Consider the following 26,018-nt stretch of genomic DNA (forward strand, 5'->3'; position numbering starts at 1 on the left):
TTCTCGCCAGAGGATAGTTTCGACGCAAGCACTAAATAAAACGAACTGCTCCTACCTGCCTGTGTACAAGGGGCAACGGTCGGCGCTAAAGTGAAAAATTCCAACGTTCCGACCGTTTCCCCGCAGCATATTCTGGAGTGCCATCATGAACGCTCAGAAGAAGGCAGCAGCAGAGGACAAGCAGCCGGCGCAAGCCAAGCTTTCGGGAAAGCAATACGCCGAGGAACTGGCCCGGCTGCACGTGGAGCTGGTCAAGCTCCAGGAATGGGTCAGCCAGACGGGCGCCAAGGTCTGCATCATTTTCGAAGGACGCGACGGCGCCGGCAAAGGCGGAACGATCAAGGCGATCACGGAGCGGGTCAGCCCGCGCGTCTTCCGCGTGATCGCCCTGCCCGCCCCTTCGGACCGCGAGAAAACCCAGATGTACATGCAGCGCTACCTGCCTTACCTGCCGGCGGCGGGCGAGGTCGTGATCTTCGACCGCAGTTGGTACAACCGGGCCGGCGTCGAACGGGTAATGGGGTTCTGCTCCAAGGACGACGTCAAGATCTTCCTGAAAGGCGTGCCGCTGGTCGAACGGGCCATCGTGGGCTCGGGCATCATCCTGCTCAAGTATTGGCTGGAAGTCAGCGAAGAAGAACAGACCCGCCGGCTCCAGGCCCGCATCAACGACGAGCGCAAGATCTGGAAGCTGACCAAAATGGACCTGGATTCGTATAGCCGCTGGTACGACTACTCTCGCGCCCGCGACGACATGTTCGCGGCCACCGATACCGGCGTGGCGCCCTGGTATGTTGCGCAATCCGACGACAAGAAAAAGGTGCGCCTGAACATCATCAGCCACCTGCTCGCCCGCATCCCCTACAAGCGCATGCCGCGGGCCAAGGTGAAGCTGCCCAAGCGGCAGAAAGCCGGCGGCTACCGCGACCCGGGACATCCCTTGCGCATGGTCCCCGCCAAATTCTGAGCGGTGCGCCTCTGACGCCCGCAGGCTTCCAAGGAGAACGCTCATGGCCGCCCTGCTGATCAACCATGTGGAAGAAAGCACCTCCGACGAGGACATCCGCGGTTTTCTCATGAAATACGGCTTTCCATCCTGCGACCGCATCCAGCGGGTGCCTAGCGAGGGCGAACGGCCCGCGGTCCTGGTGACGTTCGATGGCGCCGGGCCCGAGGAGCTGCGCGCGCTGGCGCCCCGCATACATCAGGTGTTCTGGAAGAACCACACGATCGCCGTGCTGGTGATGCGCGAGCCCATCGAATAAAGGGCCGCATCGGGCCGGTCAATCGTGACCAGATGTGCCGTTTAAGGGTTTCCCCCAGGATTTCGGTTGTCGATTTCCGGTCAACTCGTACGTCGTGTCAGTACGCACAACTTTCCTGAAAGGCGGACTTACCATGACTACCGGAACCGTAACCCTGCATCGCGTCATGCGCGCGCCGGCCGAACGCATCTATCGGGCCTTCCTGGAACCCGACGCGATCGCGCGCTGGCTCCCTCCTTACGGCTACACCTGCCAGGTCCATCAACTGGATGCAAAGGTCGGCGGCATGCACAAGATGTCGTTCCGCAACTTCGGCACGGGCCACAGCCATGACTTCGGCGGCGAGTACCTGGAATTGTCGCCGGGCCAGAAGATCCGGTACTCGGACCAGTTCGACGATCCGAACCTGCCCGGCCGCATGCAGACCACCGTTACGCTGCGGCAGGTCGCCTGCGGCACGGAGGTAAGCATCGTGCAGGAAGGCATACCGGCGGCGATACCGCCGGAGATGTGCTACCTGGGCTGGCAGGAATCGCTGGCGCAGCTGATGCGGCTGGTCGAACCGGAGATTCCCGATTGAGGAGTGGGCCTGGCCGCCCTCACGTCTTTCTGGCGATGAACTGCACCACGCATGCCGGACCCGTGTGGAATATGCCTTCGACCACGTCGCGTTCGATTTCCTGCGAAAGCAGCACCTGGCAATTCGGGAAGTCCTGCTCCAGGTCCTCGCGCGCCATGAGCATGTCCGCATCTGGAGGCCCGCCCGTGCCGCGACCCAACTGCGCTTTCCGGTATGCCTCCAGCAGGATGATGCCGCCTGGCCGCAGGGAGCGTTCCGCCAGGCGGTGCAGCCTCCTGCGCACGTGGCTGGGCATGTGGGCGAAGATCGACACCACCGCGCCGAAGGATGCCGGCGGCGGCTCGTACCCGGCGAAGTCCGCCGTTTCGGTGCGGATCGATACGCCCTTCGCCCCCGCCAGCCTGCGCGCCTTGGCGAGTCCAACGGCGGAACCGTCCACACCAAGCACGTCCAGGCCCAGCGAGGCCAGGAAGACGGCGTTGCGCCCCTCTCCCTCGGCCAGGCTGAGCACCGGCCCGGACAGCAAGCCGGCGTTTTCCGCCAGGAAAGCGTTCGGCTCGGTTCCATACACGTATTCGTCGACGGCGTAGCGTTCATCCCACATATGCTTGAACTCCCAGGTTGTTGGTCACGGCTCAGGGCAAGGGAACACTCCCGTCCGTCTCGTGCCGGAATGCAGATAGTCTTTCACTTAAAGTCGACTTGAGGTCAAGCGAAAGGAGCCCACGCATGGCAGAAAAATCCACGGCGAAATCCGTGAAGGCCACCAAGAAAGCAGATTCGCAACCCGTCCTGCTGTCCGGCGGCAATCCGCAGATCGCCAAGGGCGCGGGCGACGCGCCGGTGCAGGCCTATATCGCGGCCATGCCTGGCTGGAAGAGCGATCTCGGACGCCGCCTGGACGCCTTGATCGAGCGCGCAGCGCCCGGCGTGCAGAAGGCGGTCAAGTGGAATTCGCCGCTGTATGGCATGGACGGCCAGGCCTGGTTCCTGAGCATCCATTGCTTTACCAAGTACGTGAAGGTGGCGTTCTTTCGCGGCGCGCAGCTGCGGCCCGTGCCGCCGGGACCGTCCAAGAGCCAGGACACGCGCTATCTGGATATCCGTGAGGACGATGAGCTGGACGAAGCGCAGTTCATGGACTGGGTGCAGCAGGCCAGCGCGCTGCCCGGCGAGCGGATGTAGGCGCGGCCCCAGGCATTCAGCCCCCTTGGGCCGCGACGCTAGCGCCGCGCCCGGCGCGTTTTCCCGGAGACGGCCTGCGGCGCGGCCGCGCCCGACAGCAGGTCCTGCACCAGCTCGATGACCCGCTCGGCGGTCGGGGACAGGGTACGGCGCGCGCGGTGGATGACGCTGTAGGTCAGCGGGCCGGCGGCGGGATAGGACAGCGGCAAGGGCTCCAGCACGCCCTGCGCAAGTTCGGACGCGATAGCCTCGCGCGTGCAGAACAGCACCACGTCGCTGCCCAGCGCCACCTCGCGCAACGTCGCGACGCTATCGCATTCGAAGGCGATGGGCAGGTCTTCCGGCCGTGCCACCTGATACAGCCGGGCCAGGTACTCGCGCGCCCGCAGCGGCAGGTCGGTGGCGGCCAGCCGGTACTGCGCCAGCGCGGCGCGCAGGCGCGGCTTGCCCAGGCCCTGCAGCGGATGGCCGGCGCGCGTGAACAGGCCGCCATGCTGCGGAGGCAAGGGCCGCACCGAAAAGTCGTCGGGCGGCGGCAGGCTGTGCGTCACGGCCACCGCGAAATCCAGCTTGTCCTGCAGCAGCTTGTCCAGCAGGCGCTGCCAGCTTTCGATCTCGACGTGCACGCTCAGGCCCGGATGCTCGCGCGCGATGCGCACCAGCAGCGGCGACAGGAATCCGGCCGCCGGAAACGCCCCCACGCCCAGGTTCACCCGGCCTGTGTCGTGGCCGCGGATCAACTCGGCTTCGCGCCGCAGGTCGCGGGTTTCTGCCAGGATGCGCTGCGCGCGCTCCAGCACCATGCACCCGGCCTGCGTGGGCGTGACGCCCGTGGACGCCCGGTCCACCAGCACCAGGCCCAGTGAGTCCTCCAGCGACTGGATGCTGCGCGTCAGCGCGGACTGCGTCAGATGCAGCCGCTGCGCCGCGCGGGAGTAGTGCTTTTCCTCGACGAGCACGGCGTAGTGCTGGAGCGACCGTATTGTGAGGCTCATGTATTTTTCTCATCAATATTGCGCCAAATATGCATTTGATTGAGCGCAAAGGCAAGACTACAAAAGACTTGCAGCGACGGAAGATTGCAGCACCGGCGCCCTGTGGTGAACCTCATTCCAGAGCAATGCCAGACATTGCCTACCCCCAGGAGGAGACAAGATGAACCGCAAGTCGTTCTTGAAGCTGTTGGGTAGCGGCGGGGCTGCCATGCTGGGCGCCCTGGCCTGTCTTTCGGCGGCCGCCGCCCCCGTCACCCAGGCGCCGCCCTGGCCTGGCGGCGGCAAGCCCATCCGCCTGGTAGTGCCGTTTCCGGCCGGGTCCGGGTCCGACGCGCTGGCGCGCATGCTGGCGATGAAGGTCACGCAACGCACCGGGGCGCCGGTCATCGTCGACAACAAGCCCGGCGCGGGCACGATGATAGGCGCGCAGGAAGTGGCCCGCGCCAACCCCGATGGCTACACCCTGCTCTACACCATCGTCGTCACGCACACGCAGAATCCGCATCTGTACAAGAAGCTGCCCTACGACCCTGTCAAGGACTTCACTCCGGTCATCCAGGTGGTGCGCTCGGCCACCGTGCTGGTCGCCAACAAGGACGCGCCCTTTTCGACCACGGCGCAGATGATCGACTACGCGCGGGCCAATCCTGGCAAGCTGAACTTCGCTTCCTACAGCCCGGGGTCCACCTCGCATCTGAACGGCGAAATACTCAAGCAGCAGACCGGCATCGACATCGTGCACGTCCCCTACAAGGGCACGGCCGACGCCAGCCGCGCGCTGCTGGCGGGCGAGGTCCAGGTCTACTTCGACGGCACGGCCACCGCCGTGGAAAACGCGCGCGCCGGCAAGGTCAAGCTGCTGGGCCCGGCCACCGACCGCCGCCTGAGCGTGCTGCCGGACCTGCCCACCCTGAAGGAGCAAGGCATACCCGGGCTGGACATCGTCGGCTGGCAAGGCATCTTCGGCCCCGGCGACATGCCGCCCGCGCTGGCCGAGCGCGTGGCCCAGGTGTTCCGCGAGGCGCTGGACTCGCCCGACGTAACCCAGAGCATCGTGTCCCAGGGCAATGAAGTCAGCGGCGCGGGTCCCAAGGAGTTCGCGCAGATCGTCCAGCAGGACAGCGAACGCTGGGGCGCGGTGATCAAGCGCATCGGCCTGGTCCTCCAGTAACCGCGGCACGTATCGAAAGGAGAGCGCAATGCATGATCTGGTCATACGCGGCGGCACGATCGTCGATGGATCGGGACGGCCCCGCTACCAGGCGGACCTGGCGATCGAGGACGGACGCGTGGTCCAGGCCGAAGGCCGGGCCGGCGCGGCGCGCCGCGAGATCCGCGCCGACGGCTGCCTGGTGGCCCCGGGCTGGGTGGACATCCACACCCACTACGACGGCCAGGCCACCTGGGACCCGTATCTCAGCCCTTCCACCTGGCACGGCGTCACCACGGCCATCATGGGCAACTGCGGCGTGGGCTTCGCCCCCGTCAAACCCGAACGGCGCGAATGGCTGATCAAGGTCATGGAGGGCGTCGAGGACATACCCGGCTCGGTGCTTTCCGAAGGCATCCAGTGGGATTGGGAGACCTTTCCCGAATACCTGGACGCGCTGGACCGCCGCCCCAAGGCCCTGGACGTGGGCGCACAGATCCCGCACAGCGCGGTGCGCGCCTACGTGATGGGCGAACGCGCCATCCACCACGACGAGGCCTCGCCCAGCGACCTGATCGCCATGCGCGAAGTGGTGCGCGAAGCGCTGACCGCCGGCGCGGTGGGCTTCTCCACCTCGCGCACCTTCCTGCACAAGTACGACGAACGCAAGTATCCGCCCGGCACCTTCGCCACCGGCGAGGAGATCACCGCCCTGGGCTCGGTCATGGGCGAAGTCGGGCATGGCGTGTTCCAGATGACCGCCAACCATCCCGCCATGGAAGGCGAAATGCCGTGGCTGGAGCAGCTGGCGCGCCACAACCGCCTGCCCGTGCTGTTCAACCTGCAGCAGACCGACGCCGCGCCCGACGTCTGGAAGCAGATCGCCGGCAGCCTGGACCGCGCGCACCGCGCAGGCGTGCCGCTGCTGGCAGGCATCAGCGGACGTCCGCTGGGCATCCTGTTTTCGTGGCAGAGCACGCTGCACCCGTTCATCGCGCATCCCAGCTATCAGGCGCTGCATGCCCTGCCGCTGGCGGAAAAGCTGGCCCGCCTGCGCGACCCCGCCACGCGCAGCCGCATCATGAACGAACAGCGCGGCCTTCTGGACCGCCGCGCTGAAACGCTGTTCAGCAGCTTCCACAAGATCTTCCGCCTGGGCAGCGATCCCGACTACGAACCGCTGCCCGAGGAAAGCGTGGCCGCAATGGCGCAACGCAGCGGCCGCGCGCCGCTGGAGATCGTCTATGACCTGATGCTGGAGAACGAGGGCCAGGCGATCCTCTACTACCCGTCCTTCAACTATTCGTACGAGAACCTGGACCACCTGCACCAGTTGATGCAGCAGCCCTACACGGTCAACAGCCTGTCCGACGGCGGCGCGCATTGCGGCTACATCTGCGACGTGAGCATGCCCACCTTCATGCTCAGCCACTGGACCCGCGACCGCCGCCGCGGCCCGCTGCTGGAACTGGAGCATGTGGTCAAGCGCCAGACGCGCGACACCGCCAGCGTGTACGGGCTGCTGGACCGCGGCCTGCTGCAGCCCGGCTACAAGGCCGACGTCAACATCATCGATCCCGATGCGGTGCGCGTGCACTGCCCGGAGATGGTGTTCGACCTGCCGGGCGGCGGCCGCCGTTTGATCCAGCGCGCCGACGGCTACGTGGCCACGCTGGTCAATGGCCTGCCCATCTTCGAAGGCGGCGCGGCCACCGGCGAACTGCCGGGCAAGCTGCTGCGCGGAGCGCGCAGCCAGCAGGCTTGAAAGACGCGAAGCCGGCCCGCGCCGCGCGCCAGTCTCAGGCGCGCGGTCGGTCCGGCGTGTACTGCCCCAACAGCCCGGCGACCCAATCGATGAACACGCGCAGCTTGGCGCTCACGTGCCGGTTGGGCGGAAACGCCACGTACATCGGCATGGAATCCAGGCGCCAGTCCTGGAACAGCGGCACCAGCTCGCCCCTGTCGACGTGAGCGCGTGACATGTAGTCCGGCAACCACAGCACGCCCAGCCCGGCCAGGCCGGCCGCCAGATAGGCGTTGCCGTCGTCGACCGCCAGCACATAGCGCCCGTGCACCTTGAGGCTTTCGCCGCCGCGGCGCATGGCGTAGGGCAAAGCCTTGCCGTTGCGCGCCCACAGAAAGCCCACGATACGGTGATGCGTGTCCTCCAGCTCGCGCGGATGCGCCGGCGTGCCTGCGCGCTTCAGGTACTCCGGCGCCGCGTACACGCCAAGCAGCAAGTCGCCCACGCGCCGTGCCATCAGCGACTGGTCGGTGAGTTCGCCGCCGCGCACCACGCAGTCGACGTTCTCGCCGATCAGATCGACGATCCGGTCGCTCACGCCCATGTCCAGCTGGATGTCGGGATATTGCGCATGGAACGCCGGCAAGGCCGGCACCAGGATCATGCGCGCCAGCGGGCTGGGCACGTCCACGCGCAAACGCCCCCGCGGCACCGCCGACGCCCCGGACAGGCTGGTCTCGGCATCGTCCATGTCGGCCAGCAGCCTCAGCACGCGCTCATAGTAGGCGGCGCCGTCGGCGGTCACGTTGACCTTGCGGGTGGTGCGGTTCAGCAGCTTGACGCGCAAGCGCGCCTCCAACTGCTGCACCAGTTGCGTCACGCTGGTCTTGCTCATGTGCAAGGTCTCGGCCGCCTTGGTGAAGCTGCCGGATTCCACCACGCGGGCGAAGGCCTGCATCGCGTCGAAACGGTCCATCTCTGCTCCCGCTCTTCCTGATTATTTGGATTCTACAAACAGTGATGGACGGACTTGCCCGTTTATCGCGGCAACGGGGGCACCTAAAGTGCCTACATCGTCAATCCCGGGCCGGATGCGGCCCATAGATGGAGATAGCCATGACCCAACGCGACGTTGTTTTTCCCCCGGGGCGTCACGCCTTGTATGAGCGCGACCGCTATTCACCCGCAATTCGTTCCAATGGATTCCTGTTCGTCTCGGGACAGGTGGGCAGCCGCGAGGACGGCACGCCCGAGCCCGACCTGCAGGAGCATGTGCGGCTTGCGTTCCGCAATCTGCAAGCCATCCTGGCGGCGGCCGGCAGCAGCTTCGATGACGTGGTCGACGTGACGGTGTTCATGGTCGACCCGGCATCCCGGTTCGAGACGATCTGGCAGGTGGTGCCGGAATTCTGGGGCGTGGCGCCGTACCCGGCCCTGACCGCGGTGGGCGTGACCTGGCTCAATGGTTTCGACTTCGAGATCAAGGTGATCGCGAAACTGCCGCAGACGGCCCAGGACTGATCCGGGCCGTCGCGCTCACACCACGCCGACCCGGATCACACCAGCGATGGTCTGCGCCGCCTGTTGCAAGGCGGGCACCATGTCCGCTTCCAGCCGGTTCCCTGCCACTTCCGGGGCGGCCACCGAAATCCCCACCGACAACAGGCGCGAGCCGGCCTGCGGCACGGGCACGGCCACCGACACCTGGTTGCTGTCCGGGTAGTCGAACCGGGTCCACTCCCCCGGCCCCAGGCGCAAGCCGCCGGCCAACGCGCTCGCCGGCGGCAGCACGCTGCCCACGCGCAGGTTCATCACCACCAGGCGGCGGCGCTCGGCCGGCGCCATGGCGCGGCCGATGATGATCACGCCTTCGGGGTTGGCCTCGCCCAGGTTGGACGTGCCTGAATAGGCGTCGGCCAGGTTCTGCAGGATCTCCTGCACGGCGTCCGTCACTCCCAGGCTCTCCATGGCCGCGAACCCCAGCTCGAAAACCAGCGGCGTAAGCCGCCAGCGGCTGTCTTCGCGCGCCGCGTAGCCCTCTTCTTCCAGCGTCTGCAGAAACCGCAGCACGGTCGCGTGCGGCAGGTCGACCGCGCGCGCAAGTTCGGCCAGCGTGGGTCGGCCGTTGCCGCGGAAGGCCCGCATGATGGATAGACACCGCTGAATCGATCTATTATTCTTCAATCGTTCACCTGATAAACGTATTGATCACTAGGTGAACAATACACATAAACGATGCTCCCGGCAAGACCGGCGAGCCCGGGAAGGAGACATAGCTATGAAACGCATCGCACTCGCCTTGGCGGCGGGTCTCGTGTTCTGTACGGGATCCGCCGCAGCGCAAGCAAGCTGGCCCGCGCAGCCGGTCAAATGGATCGTGCCCTACCCGCCGGGCGGATCGACCGACATGCTGGCCCGCTTGGTCAGCCACAAGCTCGGCGAACGGTTGGGCCAGCCAGTCATCGTCGAGAACAAGGCCGGGGCCGGCGGCAACATAGGCACCGATTTCGCGGTCAAGCAGCCGGCCGACGGCTACACCATCGTGATGGGCAATATCGGCCCCATTTCCATCAACCCCGCCCTCTACCCGGACCTGCCCTACAAGCCGCAGCGGGACCTGGCGCCCGTCACGATGCTGATGAGCGTGCCCAACCTGCTGGTGGTCAATCCCGCGTTGCCGGTGCGTTCGGTGCAGGAACTGATCGCCTACGCGAAGAAATCGAAAGCGCCGCTGGACTACGCCACCCCCGGCGCGGGCACCTCGCTGCACCTGGCGGGCGAATTGTTCGCCGCGTCGGCGGGCGTGCGCCTGACCCACGTGCCCTACCGCGGCAGCGCGCCGGGCTTGAACGACACCGTGGCGGGCCACGTGCCGATGATGTTCGACAACATGCCCTCGGCGCTGCAACTGGTGAAGGCCGGCAAGCTGCGCGCGCTGGCGATCACCAGCACGGCGCGCTCGCCGCAGCTGCCCGACGTGCCGACGATGGCCGAGGCAGGCCTGCCGGGCTACGAGATCGCCGGATGGTTCGGCGTGCTGGCGCCTGCCGCCACGCCCAAGCCCATCATCGAACGCCTGAACAAGGAACTGCTGGCCGTGCTGGCCATGCCCGACGTGCGCGAACAGATAGGCGCCATGGGCGGCATCATTTCGGCCGAAGGGCCGGCGGACTTCGGCCGCTACATCGCGGCGGAAACCGACAAGTGGGGCGCGCTGGTGAGCAAGGCGCAGATCAAGCTTCAATAGGCAAGGAGACAAGCATGACCACGTATCGCCATCTGGAAACCCAACCGATAGCCGGCGCGCTGGGCGCCGAGATCCGCGGCATCGACCTGTCGCGGCCGCTATCGGACGATCAGTTCGACGAAGTGCGCAACGCACTGCACGAGCACCTGGTGGTGTTCTTCCGCGACCAGCAGTTGACGCCGCAGCAGCACATCGACTTCAGCTCGCGCTTCGGCGAGCTGCTGGAAGTGCCCTTCGTGCGGGCGCTGGAAGGACACCCGACCATCCTGCCCGTGATGAAAGGCCGCGCGGAAACCACCCGGCGCCTGTTCGGCGGCCTGTGGCACACGGACATGAGCTATGCCGAAGAGCCGCCGCTGGGCTCGGCGCTATACGGCCGCGTCATTCCGCCCTACGGCGGCGACACCATGTGGGCGAACATGTACCGCGCCTACGACGCGCTGTCGGACCGGCTGAAGCAGATACTGGACGGGCTGGGCGCTGTGCACAGCGCGGTGCGCTCCTATGGCGCGGGTGGCGCGGTGGTGAACAACGGCGACCCGGCCCACAAGATGGACGTGCGCACCGACGACCGCGCCGCCAGCGAAGTGGTCCACCCCGTGGTGCGCGTGCACCCGGCCACCGGCAAAAAGGCGCTGTATGTGAACAGCACCTATACATTGCGCTTTGACGGCATGACCCAGGAAGAAAGCGAACCCCTGCTGCAGTTCCTGTACCGCCACGCGGCGCGGCCGGAGTTCACCTGCCGCTTCCGCTGGGCGCCGGGCTCGCTGGCGCTTTGGGACAACCGCTGCACCCAGCACCTGGCCATGAACGACTATGACGGCTTCGACCGCGAGATGCACCGCACCACGATCTCGGGCGACCGGCCGATCGCGGTCGCGCGCTGAACGGTCGGGCCGGTCAGGCGGGATGACTCAACGCGGCGGCTTCAGCGGCAAGAGCCGCCGGTAGCCCGCCGGCAGCGGCTGGGCGGCGTGCTCCGTGACGGTGCGCGCCAGCCGCTGCGCCAACTCCGGCGGAAACGGCTTGGCGCGCCGCGTTTCCAGATCCACATGCAGCGACAGCTGCTCCATGGTGGCCGCGACGTAACCGTCGCGGGTCTGCATCAGCTCCATCAGGCACAGCAGGCGCTTGTCGTCCGCTTCCAGCAGCCGGATGCGCAACGCGAGCGGATCGCCCGCCAGCACTTCACGCAGATAAGCCACGTGCACGTTCATCGTGTAGATGCCGCAGCGCGTGGCCTCGGTGTAGTCCAGCCCCACCCCGACCTCGCGCAGCAACTGGAAGCCGACGCGGTCGAAGATGCCCACGTAATGGGCGGCATTCATGTGGCCGTACTCGTCGATCCAGGCGGGATCCACGCTCAGGGTCGTGGACGGAAGGGCTGATGTCATGGTTTCCTCGGCGGCGGGGTTGTAATCAGCCCATGACCTTAGCCGACGTCCGCTGGCGGATCAACGTCTGCGTCGTCGCGGCGGAAGGTCCGCCGAAGGTGGTCCGTCCTGTGCGCCGCGCGCCAGCCGGCCATCGCCCATCGAACTACTTCTTTGCGCCAGCCGGCGCCGGCCAGACGGCCGATGCATCGCTGCGCCGCCGGAACAATAGTCCATACGAACACGGTCACCTTGCCGATAGGCGAACGGCGTCATATCCCGCACCCTGGCGGACAGGCGTAAATAGACAAGTTCGCGTCTTGATTCTCAAGGCGACGCTGACAACGCGCGGGGGCGCGCGCTCGAGGTCGGGGAACCAAGATGAATATCCTGTTGGCGTTCGCGCCGTTCATCGTGTTTGTCATCATTGAAAGAACCGTCGGTGTGCTGGAAGGGCTTGCTGCCGGCACCTTCGTATCCGCCGGGCTGGTGCTTCGCGACTGGCTCAGCCCCGAACGGCGCATCAAGATCCTGGAAACCGGCACGCTGCTGCTGTTCACAGGACTGACCCTGTATGCCCCGATGGCGGACGGGGATTCCTGGACGATCGCCCAGGCGCGCCTGCGGGTCGACGCCGGAATACTGGTCCTGGTGTTGCTGACCCTGGCGCTGCGCCGGCCGTTCACACTGGAATATGCGCGGGAAAAAGAGCCGGAATACGTCTGGAAGAACCGCCGCTATGCCCGCATGAACTATGCCGTGGCCACGGCCTGGGCGCTGGCGTTTGCGAGCATGGTGGCGGCCGACGCGCTGCTGCTGTACAAGCCCCAATTGCCGCAGGCGGTCGCCATCGCAGTGACGGTGGCGGCGCTGGCCGGCGCAATGAAATTCACCGCTTGGTATCCGGACAGGGTGTCGGCGACCACGCTAAGGTAGCGCGCCCGAACCCGCAGATGTCGCGGCGCGCGATACGCGGTCGCACCGCATTGCGCTAAAGCCGCTACTGGAAGTGGTAGCGCTCGCGATAGCCCACCGGCGACATGCCGCAGTACTTGTTGAAAATATCCCGGAAGGCCTTGGTGTCGTTGTAGCCGACTTCGTACATGACTTCGGCCACGCTCTTGCGCGAGGTCTCCAGGCGCTTCTTGGCCGCTTCCACGCGCACCCGCTGCACGTACTCGACGATGCTGTTGCCGGTTGCCTGGCGAAAGCGGCGCTCCAGCGTGCGGCGTCCCATGGCGTGGCGGTCCGCCAGTTCCTCGACGGTGATTTTTTCCGTGTAGCGGCCTTCGATGTAATCCTGCACCGCGCGCACGACCTCGTCTGCGTGGGCCTTCTGCCCCACGAACACCGCGAATGGCAACTGGCTCTGGCGGCTCCAGTCCAGCTGGAAGTACTTGGCGCACCAGATGGCGGTGTCGCGGTCGGTGTATTTTTCGATCAGATGCAGCACCAGGTGCGCGGCTGAGAACGCGCCGCCGCTGGTGTAGATACCGTTGTCCGCCATGACGACGCGGTCGCTGACCCATTGCACGTTGGGAAACAGGCTGGCGTAGAGGTTCTGCGCCACCCAGTGGACCACCGCCTGCTGGCCGTCCAGGACGCCGCCCGCCGCCAGCAACGCGGCGCCCATGCACAGGCTGGCGACTTCGCCGCCATCGCGGTGATGGCGTGACAGCCATTCGATCAGTTCGCGGTTGGACAACACCGCGTCGGACACCGAGCCCAGCAGCGGCGGCGCGATGCAGATGTCGATGTCGTGGGCATCGGCCAGGACCATGTCGGCCTGCACCGTGATGCGGCCTTGGTCCAGGCGGACTTCGCGGTTCACGGCCAGGGTGCGCACCGTGAACCGGGGTTCGCGCCCATGCGCAGCCAGGTATTCATTAGCGACCAGGAAGCCATGCCTGGCGGTTTCCAGCGAGGCGATGTTCGCCCCCAGGGGCAGTAGGAAGGCGACGTTTTTCATCCTGCAAAGCATACGCCTGCCAGCTGTCGCAATCCACCCTCAAGATTGTCGCAATCGCCTATCTGAGATCGCCGCCGATCCCGATACAGTGACACTTACCGGAATGAGATCCGGGCAGCGCCAGGGGCGGCTTGCGGGGCGTCCTGGCGCGGAACAGAACAACGTGGATCAAGGAGTTACTGATGGAAAAGTATGTAGACGGCTTCCTGCTGCCCGTGCCCAAGGCCAACCTCGAAACCTACCGGAAGATGGCGCAGCAGGCGCAGACAGTGTGGCTGGAGCACGGCGCCCTCGACTACCGGGAATGCGTGGCCGAAGAGATCGACAAGGAAGGTTTCGCCGCATTCAGCGCCGCTGCCGGCGCGCGCGAGGACGAGACGGTGGTGTTCGCCTGGATCACCTACGCCAACAAGGCGGAGCGCGACCGGATCAACGCCAAGGTCATGTCGGACCCGCGCCTGGCCGAGAACTGCTGCGAAGGCGTGTTCGATTTCAAGCGCATGTGCTGGGGCGGCTTCGCCACACTGGTAGGCAACTGAGGCGGCAGGATCTTTCCCGCCCGTTCAAACGCAACAATCTGGAGATACCTCATGGCTAACCCTGCAAGCAAACCCATACCCGAAGGCATGCATACGCTCACCCCGCACATCGTGTGCGAAGGCGCGGCGCAGGCCATCGACTTCTACAAGAAAGCCTTCAACGCCGAGGAGCTGGCCCGGCTGCCCGGCCCCAACGGCAAGATCATGCATGCCGCCATACGCATCGGCGATTCCGTCATGATGCTGATGGACGACTTCCCCGAATGGGGCAGCCTGGGCCCGAAGGCGCTCAAAGGTACGCCCGTCACCCTGCACCTGTACGTGGCCGACGTGGACGCGGCGATGAAACAGGCGGTGGCGGCCGGCGCCCAGGTGACCATGCCCGTGGCGGACATGTTCTGGGGCGACCGCTACGGCCAGGTGGTGGACCCTTGCGGGCACCGCTGGTCCATCGCCACGCACAAGTTCGACCTGACGCCGCAAGAAGTGCAGGAGAACATGGCGAAGATGGGACCGATGGAAGGCTGCGGCGACGCGTCCAAGAAACAGGGTTAAGCGGCCGGCTGCGGATACGGCCCCAGGAAATCCAGCTTGCCGATCTTCACGCCCGCGTGGCGCAGGATGGCGTAGGCCGTCGTGACATGGAAGTAGAAGTTCGGCAGCGCGAACGTCAGCAGGTAGTCGTCGCCGCGGAACTCCTGCTTGAAGTCGCCGAACGCCAGCGAAACCTTGCGGCCTTCGGCGCCATCCAGCCGGTCCGCCGGCACGTCCTGCAGATACGCGAGCGTGGCGGCGATGCGCTGCTGCAATTGCTCGAACGTGGTTTCCTCATCCGGAAACTTGGGCGCTTCCACCCGCGACAGGCGCTGCACCGCGAACTTGGACGCATCGCTGGCGCGCTGGATCTGGCCGCTCAACGGATACATGTCCGGCGCCAGCCTGGCATTGATCAGTTCGGCCGGATCCATGCCGGCGGCGGCCGCGTGGTCGGCGGCCTTTTGCAGTAGCGCGGCCAGCACCTTCAGGCCGCGGACGAAGGCAGGCACGCTGGCCTGATACATGGATAGTGACATGTCGGAGCTCCCTACAGGGACGAGGCGGTTGGCGCGGAATACGCCGGGAACACGCTGATCTTACTGCCGAGGCGGTTACGGAACCGCCACCCGCTGCGCGGGCTGCCCCAGGCCTATTCCGCCTGCCCGCGCGCCACGCGACGGTGCGTCTGGAAGAAGCGCCAGATCAGCGCCGAGGCATCCGGCCCGCTGCGCGCGTGATAGCGTACCGAGGCGTCGCCGCCGCTCCAGGCGTGCTCCACGAGCGTGATTTCGCATAGCCGCAGCAGCGTGCGGCTGCCGCGCAGCATGTCGACGCGGCGGTATGACTTATCCGTGCCCAACCCCAGCACGCGCTCGACCGGTACGCTTTCGGGCGGCAGATCGTTCACGGCGCGAAACTGTTCGAACAACTGCCGCGCGTTGCGCGGCGCCACCGTAGGATCCAGCTGCCCCTGCAGAATCATGGCGGGCATGCCCAGGCGGAACACCGCCGGGTCCGCGACCTTTTCCAGCAAGGGCAATAACGGCTTGAGCGCGCCGCGCCGCATGGTGCCTATGCCCCCGGTGGCGCTGTGGGCGTCCCCCGCGACCGGCCCGGAATGCATGGCCACGGCGGCAATCAGGCGCGGATGCCGCAATGCCACCAGCGCGGCCATGCCGGCCCCGGCCGAAAGCCCCGCGATGTAGACGCGTTCGGGGTCCAGCGCATGCCTGGCGCACTCCGCGCGGATCAGGGCGGCAATCAGGTCGGCTTCCGCCCCGCCGTGCGCGTCGTCGGGCTGGAACCAGCGCCAGCAACGCTGCACCTGACGGGTCATGGATTGCTGCGGATACAGCACCATGAAGCCGCCCGCGTCGGCCCATTGATTCATGCGCGAACCGCGGGCGAACGACAGCGCCGTCTGCCTGCAGCCGTGCAGCATCACCACCAGCGGCATGCCGGCGCGCGGCGCCGCGGCGGGCGTGTAGCGCGCGAAGGTGAGACGGCGGCCCTGGGCGTCGGAGAATTGCCGGGAGGCTTCCCAGCGGCCCGTCCCCAGCGAAGGCGCGGCGGCGCTGCGGGAAGCGGAGGCCGCAGCGGGCTTGGCGGCCCGGCGCTTGGGCGCGCTGCGCTTCTTGGCGGCCTTGGGCGTGGCCATGCGCATGGCGGCGCGCTGCAGCTTGCCGATTTTCTTCGCGGCCTTGAAAAACAAGTTGGTGAAACTGCGCGCCATTGCTGGGCCTCGGCCAGTAAACCTGCGTTTGCTTGCGCGCTGAATGTATCACAGAGTAACTTCCAGGCAGCGCTTTCGGGACGCCGACGCGCAGGTCGATTTGCAGTAGATCAAACGGATACCGCCTCGACCGCGGCCAACCGGCACGCCGCCTTGAGCCGCCGCCCCAAAGCGCCTAAGGTGTAGGCTAAACCAACCTAGACGCATTCATGTTTCCCAACGACAGACCCCAGACCCTGGGCGAGGAAATCGCCAACGCCATCAGCCACGGCGTCGGCGCCGCGGGCGCCGTGGCCTCTGCCCCCATCCTGATCCTGGCCGCCGTGCGCCAGGGCGATGCCGCCTTCATCGCGGGCGCCGCGGTCTTCGCCGCGACGATGTGCCTGCTGTACCTGGCGTCCACCATCTATCACGCGCTGCCCAGAAGCCGCGCCAAGCAGCTCTTCAACGTGCTGGACCATTCCGCCATCTATCTGCTGATCGCGGGCACCTACACGCCCTTCGCCCTGGGCGCCCTGCGCGGCCCCTGGGGCTGGACCCTGTTCGGCCTGGTCTGGGGCATGGCCCTGCTGGGAGTCGGGCTGAAAGCCAGCAAGCGGCTCAACCGCCCGGCCATCTCCACGGGCCTGTATCTGGCGATGGGCTGGCTGGTGATCATCGCAGTCAATCCGCTGATCGAGCGCGTGCCCACGGGCGGCCTGTGGTGGCTGGTGGCGGGGGGACTGGCCTACACCGGCGGCGTGGCCTTCTTCGTGCTCGACAACCGTTGGCGCTACAGCCATTTCATCTGGCATCTGTTCGTGCTCGCCGGCACCGTGTGCCACTTCTTCGCCGTGCTCTGGTACGCGGCCTGAGGGCCGCCGCGCGGCCGCTCAGCCGCGGCCCGATTCCCCCGGCTGCGGCATGGCGAGCAGGCCGCGCTTCATCAATGACTTCATCCCCGGCACGAGCAGCCCGCCGCCGAACAGCAGGTCGCGCCACAACCCCGGCCCTGAAGCCTGGAAGCACGGTGTCAGCGCCCGGCTGAGGCTCTGGTACAGGCGCGAAGGCAATAAGCGGCTGCGGGCGTAGCGCGCGGGTCCCGCGGCGGCGCCATGCTGCCCCAGGGCCCGCGCCAGCGCCATCGCATCCAGCACCGCCAGCGTCGTTCCCAATCCCAGCTGAGGACTCATCGCGTGGCCCGCATCGCCCACGGCGCAATACGGGCCCGCCGCCAATCCGCGCGGCCAGGTGTGCCGGTAGGTGGCCACCGCCAGGTCGTCGTGCCGCGAAATCTGATCGACCACGGGCGCGGCCTCCGGCCACAGCGACAGCATGCGGTCTTTCCAGGCGCCGATGGGCGCGGCGCGCCAGGCCGGCAAGGCGTCGTGCCGGATGCTCCAGAACAGCGACAGCCGCACGCCCTGCGGGCCGACCTCGGTGGGCAGCAAGCCCATCATTTCGCGGGTGCCGCGAAAGCGCTGCAACAGCTGCGTCGCGCCGTGCCATCCGGGCGTCCAGAACTGGCCCCACAACGCGCCCCAGGCATAGGCGCGCGAACTTGCCGCCAATCCGACCTGCTCGCGCAGCGCGGACGCGGCGCCGTCGGCCACCACGAACACATCGAAACTGGACTCGGCCCGGGCTGCGCCCGAGCCATGCGTCACGTGCGCCCTGCCCTCGCGGGTCGCAAGCGTCTCGACCGGACAGCCGAACGAGAACTCGGCGCCCGCGCGCCGCGCGGCCTCGAACAGCACCCCGCCCAGCGCCGCCCGCGTCACGGCCCGCGCGCCGTCGCCCACGTAATCGATGTCCACGACCCGCCAGCCGCGATGCGACAGGCCCAGCAGGCGGTCGATCGGCGCGCCTACGTTCAGCGCCGCGACGTCGACGCCCAGCGATTTGAGCGCGCGCACGCCGGGCGGCTGCAGCAGCAGCCCCGCGCCCAGGGTGGTGAACCCCTGGTGCTTTTCAAAGACGCGTACCTGATGGCCAGCTTGCGCCAGCGCCAGCGCGGCGGCCAGTCCGGCGCTGCCCGCGCCGGCGATGCCGATGGATAGCGGCGTATGTGTAATGGTCATGGAATGGCGTGGCCCGGCGGCCCGAAGGGGCCGCCACGGGAGCCGGCATAGTACCAACTGCCCTCAGCCCTCGCGCAGATACTCCGTGGGCGGACGGCCCAGCACCCGCCGGAACATCGTCGAAAACGACGCCGGGCTCTGGTAGCCGAAATCCAGCGCAATGGCGGTTACCGACTCGCCCGAGGCCAGGCGGGCCAGGGCCAGCACCACGCAGGCGCGCTGCCGCCATTCCGAAAACGCCATGCCCGTCTGCTGTCGGAAATGGCGGCTGAAGGTGCGCGGACTCATGTGCAGGCGCTCGGCCCAGGCCTGCGGCGCCGCGCGCGCGTCAGGCGCGGCGATGAAGGCCTTGCACAAGGGCGCCAGGCGCCTGTCGCGCGGCAGCGGGATATGCAGCGGCAGCACCGGCGCGCGCTCGACCTCGTGCAGCAGCAGCGCTGCAAGCGCGCCGTCACGCCCCGCCAGATCGTAGGCGGGTGGCATGTCGACCGCGTCCAGCAGCAGCTGCCGCAGCAGCGGCGACACCTCGATCACTTCGCAGGCCTCGCGGTCCGCGCGCGCCGCTCCCGGCTCGATGTAGGCGCTGCGCGTGCTGACGTCCAGCATGCGGACCTGGTGCGTCACGCCCGCCGGGATCCACACCGCGCGCTGCGGCGGCACCACCCAGTTGCCGTCGCGCGTGACCACGTGCATGACGCCGGTGGCGCCATACAGCAGTTGCGCGCGGCGGTGCGCGTGGGCCGGCAGCAGCCGGCCAGGCGGATAGTCGTTGCCGATGGCGACGACGGCGCGGTTCAGATGGTCGTAGCGGTCGATGTGGGTATTGCGCATAGCCTGGGGCGCATAGCCTGGGAATCATGGCCCGTTCAAGCGCCTTCACGGCGGGTCGATTGGCCGAAACTCGAACATTATTGTCTCATCCTCGAAAGCGGGCCAAGGCCGGCCGCCGTATCGTGGCGTTTTCCCCTGGAAGGACGCAGCAATGCTTTATCTAGTTCTGGCCCTGTTCGGCTGCTTGAGCGGCGTGACGACCGTGCTGTTCGGCTTTGGCGGCGGCTTTGTCGTGGTGCCGGTGCTGTATGCGGTGTTGACGGCCGCGCACGGCGCGCACGACGCCATCGGCCTGGCGGCCATGCACATCGCGGTGGCCACTTCCACCTGCGTCATGATCGTGAATTCGGTGGCGGCCACGCGCAAGCACCAGCGCGCCGGCAACATCCTGCGGGCCTATGTCTGGCCCCTGGCCGGCTTCATCGCCGCAGGCGCGGCGCTGGGCGCGCTCGCCGCCACGCGCGCCAGCGGCGACTTCGTGCGCTACGCCTTCATCGCCTACCTGGGCGTGACCATCCTGGATTGCCTGCTGCGCCAGGGTTTCATGGCGCAGCAGGACGCGTCTCCCCAGCCCCTGGACCGTGGCGTCCTGGTCGGCGGCGGCGTGATCATCGGTGCGGTGGCGGCCTTCCTGGGCGTGGGCGGCAGCGTCATGACGGTGCCGTTGCTGCGCCGTCGCGGCCTGCCCATGGCCAAGGCGGCGGCAATGGCCAACCCGCTGACGCTGCCGGTGGCGGTGGTGGGAACGCTGGCCTACATGGCTGCGGCCGGCGGCCTGGCCGAACCGCTGGCGCCCTGGATCGTGGGCTATGTGGACCTGCTGGCCTTCGCCGCGCTGGCGCTGGGCTCGCTGGTCGGCATCCGGTTGGCCGCGCCGCTGATCCCGCGCATCCCCGACCGCCTGCACGCCCGCGTCTACGTGCTGCTGCTGGCGCTGGTAATGCTGAGCATGCTGATCGTGTAGACCCGTCCCGCATAAATTTAAGGAAACATCGCGGCCAGCAGCGACTACGAAACCGCGCAAAACGTTTCCGCCGCGCCCCGGGGGACTCCCTCCCGGGGCGCGCGCCGATCCCGTGGCCTGCCGAAACAGGAAAACACATCGCGAAACTTGCCCCCGCACCGCCCCGGTCGTCATCATGGCCCGACATTCAACCGGAACAAGGAGGTTTCATGCAGCGTTCCACTTATGCATTCCTGTCCGCCGCCGTGCTGGCGACGGCGCTGTCCGGTGCTCCCGCCCTTGCGCAGCAAGCCAGCCAGGCGCAAGGCCAGGCCCAGGCTCAACCGCGCATGGCGCCCCCACCCGCGATCCAGCCGACCGACCAGCAATTGCAGCGTTTCGCTTCGGCTTCGCAGAAGATTTCCGGCGTCGTCGACGAATACCGTCCCAAGGTCGACGCCGCCAAGACAGATGCCGCCAAGCAGAAGGTCGTCGAGGAAGCCGACGCCAAGATGGTGAAGCTGGTGCAGGCCGACGGCCTGAGCGTCGAGGAATTCAACGGCATCGGCCAGGCCATCCAGCAGGACCCCCAGCTCAAGCAACGTTTGATGAGCATGGGCAAGGGCGCCCCCGCCGCGAAGTAGGGTAAGGCTCTCCGAGAGCTAGTGTTGGCGCCATCCGTCCTCAGGAACGGATGGCGTTTTTTTTCTTTGCGGCGGCCGGAGCCGTTCTGCTTTGCTTCACCCTGCCGGAAGCCGCCTTCAGCAAGCGCTGGAAAGTCGGGCATTGCGCATGGTTGGCGGCAGGACATACCGCCGCATGGCGCAGGCCCTGACTCATCGCCCGCAGGCGCTTGATGGTCGCATCTATGCTGTCGGCCTTGTCCAGCAACAACTGCCTGTCCACCCGCAACGCGCCGTCGGGCGCAAGCATGGCCTGGATCTCGTCCAGCGACAGGCCGCCGGCCTGCCCCAGCGCAATCAGCGCCAGTTGATCCAGCACGCCGGGCGCAAAGCGCCGGCGCTCGCCGGCGGCGCTGACCGCCGCGATCAAGCCCCTGTTTTCATAGAAGCGCAGCGTGGAGGCCGGCAGGCCCGTGCGCCGGGCGACTTCCGAGATATCCATGGCATCCTCCTTGACTTGAAGTTGACTTCAACTTCTATCATGCCTGCAAACGATGCGGTCATCAACGGAAGGAACAGGACATGGAATCGATGGAATTGGCGGCGAAAGTGGTTTTGATCGGGATCGGCGCGACGGTCGTGATGGACCTGTGGGGCATGCTCCAGAAAGCGCTGGGCATGCCCACGCTGGGCTACGCGCTGGTCGGCCGGTGGGCCGGCCACCTGTGCCGGGGCAAGCTCGCCCACGCCAATATCGGCCGGGCCGAGCCCATCGCGGGCGAATCGGCGCTGGGGTGGACGATCCACTACGCCGTGGGCGTAGCCTTCGCCGCGCTGCTCGTCGGCATCCAGGGCGCGGCATGGTTGCGTGATCCCACATGGCTGCCCGCGCTGGCCGTGGGCGTGGCAACCGTCGTCATGCCGTTTTTCGTCATGCAGCCCGCCATGGGCGCGGGGATTGCAGCGTCCCGCACGCCCACGCCCTGGAGGAACCGCCTGCGCAGCCTGGCGACGCATGCGGTGTTCGGCTGCGGCCTCTATCTGTCGGCGGCGGCGCTCAGGCTGCTGTGGAACTGAGCGCGAATCGCCCAGGCTCCTGGCGGCGCAACTATGATGACGCCAGTTCGGGATACCCGAGCGAAAGGAACCAGGAGGCGTTGTGACCTTGACGGCAAACGAGACAAACCAGCTGACGATCCGCCGCGCACGCGTGGAAGATGCCCCCGCAGTATTGCGGGTCTTCGACGAAGTGATCGCCTGGTTCGTGGACATGGGCAATGAGGGGCAATGGGGCAGCGAGCCCTGGTCGGCCTTGCCCAAGCGCATCGCCAACGTGACCGAAGCCTGCGCGCTGCCCGGGGCGTGGGTCGCCGAGGAACCGGGCGGGGGCATCCATGGCGCGCTGGTGCTGGGCGCATCCATGCCCTATGTGCCTGCGGCGACCGCACCAGAAATCTACGTAAGGTTGCTGGTGGCCTCGCGCGACGACCGGGCGCGCGGCCTGGGCCGGCGCCTGTTGGCATTTGCCGATGAGCAGGCGCGCGCCGCCGGCGTGGAACGCATGCGGGTGGACTGCTACGGCGGCGGCAGCGGCGCTCTGGTGCGCTTCTACGAATCCTGCGGCTACGAACGGATTTCGACCTTCGACGTGAATGGCTGGCCCGGCCAATTGCTAGGCCGCACGCTGGCCCGGCCCGACGCCGGCAAATAGCGGGTCCGGCAAGCCTGAGCCACCCGCCCTGCGCAACCGGTTATCCTGTTCCGGATTCCCTCACCGACACGTAGAAGGAGCGCAGTATCTTGACCCCGGATCTCACTCTCTATGACCTGGCGGGCGCCGACGCCTCGCTGCGCTTCAGCCCGCATTGCTGGAAGACCCACATGGCCCTGGCCCACAAGGGCCTGACCGCGGCGACCGTACCCTGGCGCTTCACCGAAAAGGAAGCCATAGACTTTTCCGGCCAGAAGCTGGTGCCGGTGCTGGTGCATGGCGAACATGTGGTCAGCGATTCCTGGCAGATCGCCTGCTACCTGGAAGACACCTTCCCCGAGCGCCCCTCGTTGTTCGGCGGCGCCAGCGGCCGCGCGCTGAGCCTGTTCGTGAATTCATGGTCGGACACGACCCTGGTGCCGACGCTGGCGCGGCTGCTGCTGCCCAGCATCCACGGCCTGATCCATGAAAAGGACCGGGACTATTTCCGCGCCACGCGGGAGAAGCGCTTCGGCCGGCTGGAAGACCTGCCGGCGGGCTATGAAGACCAGATCGCCGCGCTGCGCGCGGCGCTGCTGCCCTTGCGGCAGATGCTGGGCAAGCAGCCCTATCTGGCGGGCGCGCAGCCGGCCTATGCCGACTACGCGGTGTTTGGCATGTTCATGTGGGCGCGCTGCACCAGCACGCTGGAACTGCTGGCCCAGGACGATCCGGTCCACGCCTGGCGCGAGCGCCTGCTCGATGCCCATGACGGCCTGGCCCGCCGCGCGCCGGCGGCCCAAGCCTGAGCCACCGTCCCCCTGTCCGTCTGCGCTAGGTCTTCAGCCGGTAGCCGGTCTTGAAGATCCAGCGCACGCCGATCAGGCAGGCCAGCAGGAACACCAGCGTCATGCCCACGCTGACGCCGACGCTGACGTCCGCCACGCCATAGAAGGCCCAGCGAAAGCCGCTGACCAGATACACCACCGGATTGAACAGCGTGGCGGTCTGCCAGAACGGAGGCAGCATCTTGATGGAATAGAAGGTGCCGCCCAGGAAGGTCAGCGGCGTGATGATCATCAGCGGGATGATCTGCAGCTTTTCGAAGCCATCCGCCCAGATGCCGATGATGAAGCCGAACAGGCTGAAGGTCACGGCCGTCAGCACCAGGAAACCCAGCATCCAGAACGGATGCGCGACCTCGAACGACACGAACAGGCGCGCCGTGGCCAGCATGATGAGCCCCAGGATGATGGACTTGCTGGCGGCAGCGCCCACATAGCCCATGACGATCTCCACGTAGGAGATGGGCGCCGAGTGGATTTCGTAGATGGTGCCCGAGAAGCGCGGCATGTAGATGCCGAAGGACGCGTTGGCGATGCTTTGCGTCAGCAGCGACAGCATGATCATGCCGGGCACGATGAAGGCGCCGTAGCTCACGCCGTCGATCTCGACCATGTGCGAACCGATGGCGGAACCGAACACCACGAAATACAGCGAGGTGGAGATCACGGGCGACAGCACGCTTTGCATCAGCGTGCGCCACGCGCGGGCCATTTCAAACAGGTAGATAGCGCGGATGGCGTAGAAGTTCATGATTGACCGTGCACCAGGCTGACAAAGATATCCTCGAGCGAGCTTTCCGACGAATTCAGGTCGGTGAATTCGATCTCCAGGCGCGAGAGCTCATGCAGCAGCCGGGAGATTTCCCCGCCGCCCTGGTTGTCGTAGGTGTAGACCAGCTTGTGGCCGTTGTCGGACAGGTCCAGCTGGAAGGCGTCCAGCGCCGTGGGGATGCCCGGCAGCGGCGCCTTCAGCGTCAGCGCCAGCTGGCGCTTGCCCAGCTTGGCCATCAGCGCGTGCTTCTCTTCGACCAGGATGATCTCGCCCTTGCGGATCACGCCGATGCGGTCGGCCATTTCCTGGGCTTCCTCGATGTAGTGCGTGGTGAGGATGATGGTGACGCCGCTTTCGCGCAGGCGCCGCACCATTTCCCACATGCCGCGCCGCAACTCGACGTCCACGCCGGCGGTGGGCTCGTCCAGGAACAGGATCGCGGGTTCGTGTGACAGCGCCTTGGCGATCATGACGCGGCGCTTCATGCCGCCCGACAGCGCCATGATGCGGCTGTCCTTCTTGTCCCACAGGGACAGGTCGCGCAGCACCTTTTCGATGTAGGCGTGGTCGGTCGGCTTGCCGAACAGGCCGCGGCTAAAGTTGACGGTGTTCCAGACGCTTTCGAACGCGTCGGTGGAAATTTCCTGGGGCACCAGGCCGATCTTGGCGCGGGCCGCGCGGAACTCCGTGAGTATGTCGTGGCCGTCTGCCAGCACGCGGCCGGCGGTGGGATTGACGATGCCGCAGATGATGCTGATCAGCGTGGTCTTGCCCGCGCCGTTGGGCCCGAGCAGGGCGAAGATCTCGCCGCGCCGGATATCCAGGTTCACGCTCTTGAGCGCCTGGAATCCGGATGCGTACCGTTTGGATAGATCCTGAACTGAAATGACCGGCTGCACACGCGCCCCCGACTGGATGGATAGCCAGGGATTTTAACCGTCACGCGTGACAGGCTTGTTCGCCGTGACGGAACAGTGTGTTTGGCAGGCTGATCAATCCCTGCTCAGCGTGCCCAGCGCAGGACCAGCGGATCAAGGCGGCTCGCGGTCTCCAGCAGGCCCTGCCGGACCTCCGCGCGCATGGCCGGCCAAGGGTGGCGCGGCGCATCACACGCGATCACGCCGCCGGCCTTCATCAAGGCCTTGGCCGTGAGGATGCCGCCCTGCCGGTTCTCGTAATTGATCAGGGGCAACCAGCGCTCGTACAGGCGGTAGGCCTCGTCGCGCCTGCCTGCGCGATGGGCCTCGATGATGGGCCGCAGGCCATCGGCGAAGCCGCCGCCGGTCATGGAGCCGGTGGCGCCGGCATCCAGGTCGGGCAGCAGGGTGATGGCTTCCTCGCCGTCCCAGGGCCCTTCCACGGCCTCGCCGCCCAGCGCGATCAGGTCGCGCAGCTTGCTGGCCGCGCCCGCGGTTTCGATCTTGAAGTAGGCGACGTGCTCGATCTCGCGCGCCATCCGCGCCAGCGCCGCCGCCGACAACGGCGTGCCTGCGACCGGCGCATCCTGGATCATGATGGGGATATCCACCGCGTCCGACACGCGCTGGAAGAATCCCACCACCTGTTCCTCGGACACCCGGATCGTCGCGCCGTGGTAAGGCGGCATGATCATCAGCATGGCGGCGCCCTGCTCCTGCGCGCGCCGGCTGCGCGCGGCGCAGACCTGGGTGCTGAAGTGCGTGGTGGTCACGATCACCGGCACGCGGCCGGCGACGTGCTCCAGGATGGTCCGCGTCAGGATTTCGCGCTCGTCGTCCGACAGCACGAACTGCTCGGAGAAATTGGCCAGGATGCAAAGGCCGTCCACGCCCGAGTCGATCATGAAATCCACCGCGCGCTTCTGGCTGGGCAGATCCAGCTCGCCGGATTCGGTGAAGGTGGTGGGCACGACCGGGAATATGCCGCGATAACGCGGGTTCTGGTAGGTAGCCATGT

32 protein-coding genes are annotated in these 26,018 nt (G+C 66.8%); 18 read left to right on the forward strand and 14 right to left on the reverse strand.

From position 1 onward, the window contains the following. The first annotated feature begins 145 nt into the window (after positions 1 to 145). From ppk2 to DXK93_RS09810, 3 genes are all read left to right on the forward strand, one after another. Positions 146 to 967 carry a polyphosphate kinase 2 gene (gene ppk2 / locus DXK93_RS09800; RefSeq protein ID WP_119449962.1) on the forward strand — a complete coding sequence of 274 codons (822 nt, stop codon included), beginning with the start codon at positions 146 to 148 and terminating at the stop codon, positions 965 to 967. Between the two features lie 43 nt (positions 968 to 1,010). Beyond that, complete coding sequence (locus DXK93_RS09805; RefSeq protein WP_054452780.1) at positions 1,011 to 1,265, forward strand: hypothetical protein; 255 nt, start codon at positions 1,011 to 1,013, stop codon at positions 1,263 to 1,265. Positions 1,266 to 1,398: 133 nt separating this feature from the next. After that, a complete protein-coding gene (locus DXK93_RS09810) occupies positions 1,399 to 1,845 on the forward strand; it encodes an SRPBCC family protein (RefSeq protein WP_054452782.1) in 447 nt (148 codons plus the stop codon). Positions 1,846 to 1,864: 19 nt separating this feature from the next. Here the strand turns inward: DXK93_RS09810 and DXK93_RS09815 are convergent, their stop codons facing one another. Next, positions 1,865 to 2,449, reverse strand: a complete 585-nt coding sequence (locus tag DXK93_RS09815; protein ID WP_119449963.1) for a cyclopropane-fatty-acyl-phospholipid synthase family protein — start codon at positions 2,447 to 2,449, stop codon at positions 1,865 to 1,867. A gap of 125 nt (positions 2,450 to 2,574) precedes the next feature. On the opposite strand from DXK93_RS09815, the gene DXK93_RS09820 reads away from it, so the two are divergent. Continuing rightward, positions 2,575 to 3,030 carry a DUF1801 domain-containing protein gene (locus DXK93_RS09820; RefSeq protein WP_054452786.1) on the forward strand — a complete coding sequence of 152 codons (456 nt, stop codon included), beginning with the start codon at positions 2,575 to 2,577 and terminating at the stop codon, positions 3,028 to 3,030. Between the two features lie 38 nt (positions 3,031 to 3,068). Here DXK93_RS09820 and DXK93_RS09825 read toward each other — a convergent pair whose 3' ends face one another. Further along, complete coding sequence (locus DXK93_RS09825; RefSeq protein WP_054452788.1) at positions 3,069 to 4,025, reverse strand: LysR family transcriptional regulator; 957 nt, start codon at positions 4,023 to 4,025, stop codon at positions 3,069 to 3,071. Between the two features lie 160 nt (positions 4,026 to 4,185). Between DXK93_RS09825 and DXK93_RS09830 the strand changes: the two genes are divergently transcribed. Both DXK93_RS09830 and DXK93_RS09835 read left to right on the forward strand, forming a co-directional pair. Continuing rightward, positions 4,186 to 5,196: a tripartite tricarboxylate transporter substrate binding protein gene (locus tag DXK93_RS09830; protein WP_119449964.1), complete on the forward strand. Its 1,011-nt coding sequence runs from the start codon at positions 4,186 to 4,188 to the stop codon at positions 5,194 to 5,196. 28 nt (positions 5,197 to 5,224) lie between these two features. Then, complete coding sequence (locus tag DXK93_RS09835) at positions 5,225 to 6,940, forward strand: amidohydrolase family protein (RefSeq protein ID WP_119449965.1); 1,716 nt, start codon at positions 5,225 to 5,227, stop codon at positions 6,938 to 6,940. A gap of 34 nt (positions 6,941 to 6,974) precedes the next feature. Here DXK93_RS09835 and DXK93_RS09840 read toward each other — a convergent pair whose 3' ends face one another. After that, entirely contained in the window at positions 6,975 to 7,895 is a 921-nt protein-coding gene (locus tag DXK93_RS09840; protein WP_119449966.1) for a LysR family transcriptional regulator, read from the reverse strand. A gap of 140 nt (positions 7,896 to 8,035) precedes the next feature. Here DXK93_RS09840 and DXK93_RS09845 point away from each other — a divergent pair, with 140 nt between their 5' ends. Next, positions 8,036 to 8,440, forward strand: a complete 405-nt coding sequence (locus DXK93_RS09845; protein WP_054452797.1) for a RidA family protein — start codon at positions 8,036 to 8,038, stop codon at positions 8,438 to 8,440. Between the two features lie 15 nt (positions 8,441 to 8,455). On the opposite strand, the gene DXK93_RS09850 is transcribed toward DXK93_RS09845, so the two are convergent. Then, complete coding sequence (locus tag DXK93_RS09850; protein WP_225589268.1) at positions 8,456 to 9,103, reverse strand: IclR family transcriptional regulator; 648 nt, start codon at positions 9,101 to 9,103, stop codon at positions 8,456 to 8,458. A gap of 94 nt (positions 9,104 to 9,197) precedes the next feature. On the opposite strand from DXK93_RS09850, the gene DXK93_RS09855 reads away from it, so the two are divergent. Further along, positions 9,198 to 10,166, forward strand: coding sequence for a tripartite tricarboxylate transporter substrate binding protein (locus DXK93_RS09855; protein WP_119449967.1), 969 nt, complete (start codon positions 9,198 to 9,200; stop codon positions 10,164 to 10,166). Positions 10,167 to 10,180: 14 nt separating this feature from the next. Then, complete coding sequence (locus tag DXK93_RS09860; protein ID WP_054452803.1) at positions 10,181 to 11,056, forward strand: TauD/TfdA family dioxygenase; 876 nt, start codon at positions 10,181 to 10,183, stop codon at positions 11,054 to 11,056. A gap of 27 nt (positions 11,057 to 11,083) precedes the next feature. Here the strand turns inward: DXK93_RS09860 and DXK93_RS09865 are convergent, their stop codons facing one another. Beyond that, on the reverse strand, positions 11,084 to 11,563 hold the full coding sequence (locus DXK93_RS09865; RefSeq protein WP_119449968.1) for a thioesterase family protein: 480 nt from the start codon (positions 11,561 to 11,563) through the stop codon (positions 11,084 to 11,086). Positions 11,564 to 11,923: 360 nt separating this feature from the next. Between DXK93_RS09865 and DXK93_RS09870 the strand changes: the two genes are divergently transcribed. Beyond that, complete coding sequence (locus DXK93_RS09870; RefSeq protein ID WP_054452807.1) at positions 11,924 to 12,478, forward strand: hypothetical protein; 555 nt, start codon at positions 11,924 to 11,926, stop codon at positions 12,476 to 12,478. A gap of 64 nt (positions 12,479 to 12,542) precedes the next feature. Here DXK93_RS09870 and DXK93_RS09875 read toward each other — a convergent pair whose 3' ends face one another. After that, positions 12,543 to 13,523 carry a GlxA family transcriptional regulator gene (locus DXK93_RS09875; RefSeq protein WP_054452809.1) on the reverse strand — a complete coding sequence of 327 codons (981 nt, stop codon included), beginning with the start codon at positions 13,521 to 13,523 and terminating at the stop codon, positions 12,543 to 12,545. Between the two features lie 170 nt (positions 13,524 to 13,693). Between DXK93_RS09875 and DXK93_RS09880 the strand changes: the two genes are divergently transcribed. After that, the gene (locus tag DXK93_RS09880; protein WP_054452811.1) at positions 13,694 to 14,050 is read left to right on the forward strand and encodes a DUF1428 domain-containing protein; all 357 of its coding nucleotides are present in this window, start codon (positions 13,694 to 13,696) and stop codon (positions 14,048 to 14,050) included. Between the two features lie 51 nt (positions 14,051 to 14,101). Beyond that, positions 14,102 to 14,605, forward strand: a complete 504-nt coding sequence (locus tag DXK93_RS09885) for a VOC family protein (RefSeq protein WP_119449969.1) — start codon at positions 14,102 to 14,104, stop codon at positions 14,603 to 14,605. Here the strand turns inward: DXK93_RS09885 and DXK93_RS09890 are convergent. Both DXK93_RS09890 and DXK93_RS09895 read right to left on the reverse strand, forming a co-directional pair. Further along, on the reverse strand, positions 14,602 to 15,123 hold the full coding sequence (locus tag DXK93_RS09890) for a DUF1993 family protein (protein ID WP_119449970.1): 522 nt from the start codon (positions 15,121 to 15,123) through the stop codon (positions 14,602 to 14,604). The genes DXK93_RS09885 and DXK93_RS09890 overlap by 4 nt on opposite strands. Positions 15,124 to 15,236: 113 nt before the next feature. Continuing rightward, positions 15,237 to 16,319 carry a PHB depolymerase family esterase gene (locus tag DXK93_RS09895; RefSeq protein WP_054452817.1) on the reverse strand — a complete coding sequence of 361 codons (1,083 nt, stop codon included), beginning with the start codon at positions 16,317 to 16,319 and terminating at the stop codon, positions 15,237 to 15,239. A 209-nt stretch (positions 16,320 to 16,528) separates the two neighbouring features. Here DXK93_RS09895 and DXK93_RS09900 point away from each other — a divergent pair, with 209 nt between their 5' ends. Continuing rightward, positions 16,529 to 17,173, forward strand: coding sequence for a hemolysin III family protein (locus DXK93_RS09900; RefSeq protein WP_119449971.1), 645 nt, complete (start codon positions 16,529 to 16,531; stop codon positions 17,171 to 17,173). Positions 17,174 to 17,191: 18 nt separating this feature from the next. Here the strand turns inward: DXK93_RS09900 and DXK93_RS09905 are convergent, their stop codons facing one another. Then, positions 17,192 to 18,379 (reverse strand): NAD(P)/FAD-dependent oxidoreductase, encoded by a 1,188-nt coding sequence (locus DXK93_RS09905; RefSeq protein WP_119449972.1) that lies wholly within the window; start codon positions 18,377 to 18,379, stop codon positions 17,192 to 17,194. 63 nt (positions 18,380 to 18,442) lie between these two features. Next, the gene (locus DXK93_RS09910) at positions 18,443 to 19,210 is read right to left on the reverse strand and encodes a helix-turn-helix domain-containing protein (RefSeq protein ID WP_119449973.1); all 768 of its coding nucleotides are present in this window, start codon (positions 19,208 to 19,210) and stop codon (positions 18,443 to 18,445) included. A gap of 151 nt (positions 19,211 to 19,361) precedes the next feature. Between DXK93_RS09910 and DXK93_RS09915 the strand changes: the two genes are divergently transcribed. Together DXK93_RS09915 and DXK93_RS09920 are read left to right on the forward strand one after the other, a co-directional pair. Beyond that, positions 19,362 to 20,174, forward strand: coding sequence for a sulfite exporter TauE/SafE family protein (locus DXK93_RS09915; protein WP_119449974.1), 813 nt, complete (start codon positions 19,362 to 19,364; stop codon positions 20,172 to 20,174). A 209-nt stretch (positions 20,175 to 20,383) separates the two neighbouring features. Next, a complete protein-coding gene (locus DXK93_RS09920; RefSeq protein WP_119449975.1) occupies positions 20,384 to 20,797 on the forward strand; it encodes a DUF4168 domain-containing protein in 414 nt (137 codons plus the stop codon). A 40-nt stretch (positions 20,798 to 20,837) separates the two neighbouring features. Here DXK93_RS09920 and DXK93_RS09925 read toward each other — a convergent pair whose 3' ends face one another. Continuing rightward, positions 20,838 to 21,278 carry a helix-turn-helix domain-containing protein gene (locus DXK93_RS09925; protein WP_119449976.1) on the reverse strand — a complete coding sequence of 147 codons (441 nt, stop codon included), beginning with the start codon at positions 21,276 to 21,278 and terminating at the stop codon, positions 20,838 to 20,840. A gap of 80 nt (positions 21,279 to 21,358) precedes the next feature. On the opposite strand from DXK93_RS09925, the gene DXK93_RS09930 reads away from it, so the two are divergent. The 3 genes from DXK93_RS09930 (at position 21,359) to DXK93_RS09940 (ending at position 23,275) form a co-directional block, all read left to right on the forward strand. Next, positions 21,359 to 21,853 (forward strand): DUF2938 domain-containing protein, encoded by a 495-nt coding sequence (locus tag DXK93_RS09930; RefSeq protein ID WP_119449977.1) that lies wholly within the window; start codon positions 21,359 to 21,361, stop codon positions 21,851 to 21,853. An 82-nt stretch (positions 21,854 to 21,935) separates the two neighbouring features. Continuing rightward, the gene (locus DXK93_RS09935) at positions 21,936 to 22,487 is read left to right on the forward strand and encodes a GNAT family N-acetyltransferase (protein WP_233564528.1); all 552 of its coding nucleotides are present in this window, start codon (positions 21,936 to 21,938) and stop codon (positions 22,485 to 22,487) included. A gap of 89 nt (positions 22,488 to 22,576) precedes the next feature. Then, positions 22,577 to 23,275 carry a glutathione S-transferase family protein gene (locus DXK93_RS09940; protein WP_119449978.1) on the forward strand — a complete coding sequence of 233 codons (699 nt, stop codon included), beginning with the start codon at positions 22,577 to 22,579 and terminating at the stop codon, positions 23,273 to 23,275. 25 nt (positions 23,276 to 23,300) lie between these two features. Here DXK93_RS09940 and DXK93_RS09945 read toward each other — a convergent pair whose 3' ends face one another. From DXK93_RS09945 to DXK93_RS09955, 3 genes are all read right to left on the reverse strand, one after another. Next, positions 23,301 to 24,062 carry an ABC transporter permease gene (locus tag DXK93_RS09945; protein WP_042794334.1) on the reverse strand — a complete coding sequence of 254 codons (762 nt, stop codon included), beginning with the start codon at positions 24,060 to 24,062 and terminating at the stop codon, positions 23,301 to 23,303. Continuing rightward, positions 24,059 to 24,982 carry an ABC transporter ATP-binding protein gene (locus tag DXK93_RS09950; RefSeq protein ID WP_054452839.1) on the reverse strand — a complete coding sequence of 308 codons (924 nt, stop codon included), beginning with the start codon at positions 24,980 to 24,982 and terminating at the stop codon, positions 24,059 to 24,061. The genes DXK93_RS09945 and DXK93_RS09950 overlap by 4 nt, the downstream gene beginning before the upstream one ends. 104 nt (positions 24,983 to 25,086) lie before the next feature. Beyond that, a complete protein-coding gene (locus DXK93_RS09955; protein WP_119450098.1) occupies positions 25,087 to 26,016 on the reverse strand; it encodes a dihydrodipicolinate synthase family protein in 930 nt (309 codons plus the stop codon). Between the last annotated feature and the right edge of the window lie 2 nt (positions 26,017 to 26,018).

The organism is Achromobacter sp. K91 (genome assembly GCF_003576205.1).
GTDB classification, from domain to species: Bacteria; Pseudomonadota; Gammaproteobacteria; order Burkholderiales; family Burkholderiaceae_B; genus Achromobacter; species Achromobacter aegrifaciens.